At 63.5% G+C, this 813-nt stretch carries 1 pseudogene; it reads right to left on the bottom strand.

What is annotated here, in order from left to right:
- Window positions 1-114: 114 nt before the first annotated feature.
- Window positions 115-813, bottom strand: a pseudogene (locus SD455_RS16620) (hypothetical protein); the annotation flags it as partial.

The following is an 813-nucleotide window of genomic DNA, read 5'->3' as shown; positions in this document are numbered from 1 at the left end:
TGGAGCCCCTGGCAGCCTGACCCAGAATCACAGGATCGAAGGATCACGGCTCATACACCACTCCACCGGACTTGACCCTGACGGTATTCGTCGGCCATGACGGGTCGCTTTCAGCTATGCACCGCCGGTCATGCGGCCGGTGGTGTCGAAAGCCGCGAGTTCGTCGGGGTGGAGTTGGTGCTGGACGACGAAAGAGCGGTCCTTGATCCGCCACAACCCCTGCCCGACCCCGAGAGTGGGTAACAGTTTCTGTTCGGTGCCGGTCAGTCCCAAGGTTTGGGCGGTGGTGCCGAGTTGGTCGGATTCTTGCCGGTAGACGATCCTGGTCTCCGCATTCGCCAGCAGACTGTTGGCTAGGGAGCGCATGGCGGAGCCGGCGTAGCCGACGTTGTCCAGGTCAGTGAGCTTATGAAACACCAGCAGGTTGGCGATGCCGTAGTGGCGGGCCAGTCGCCAGTGGGCATCCATGCGCCGCAGCAGTGCCGGGTGGGACATCAGTCGCCAGGCTTCGTCGTAGACCACCCACCGTTGGCCTCCATTGGGGTCAAGGAGGGCTGATTCCATCCACGCTGAGGCGCAGGTCATCAACACCGAGATGAGAGTGCTGTTTTCGGTGACGCGGGAGAGGTCGAGGCTGATCATCGGCAGGGAGGGGTCGAACTCGACGGTGGAGGGGCCGTCGAAGAGGCCACCGAGGTCGCCTGCGACTAGGCGGCGCATGGCGTGTCCGACTAGTTGTAGGAGGGCATGACGTTGTTGATAGTCGCCGGGGCAAGTGCGGCCGGGGGCTGATCGCCGCAGGAGGTATGGGGC

It is taken from the genome of Nesterenkonia sp. K-15-9-6 (assembly GCF_052656005.1).
This window is presented reverse-complemented; position numbering and strand designations above follow the sequence as displayed.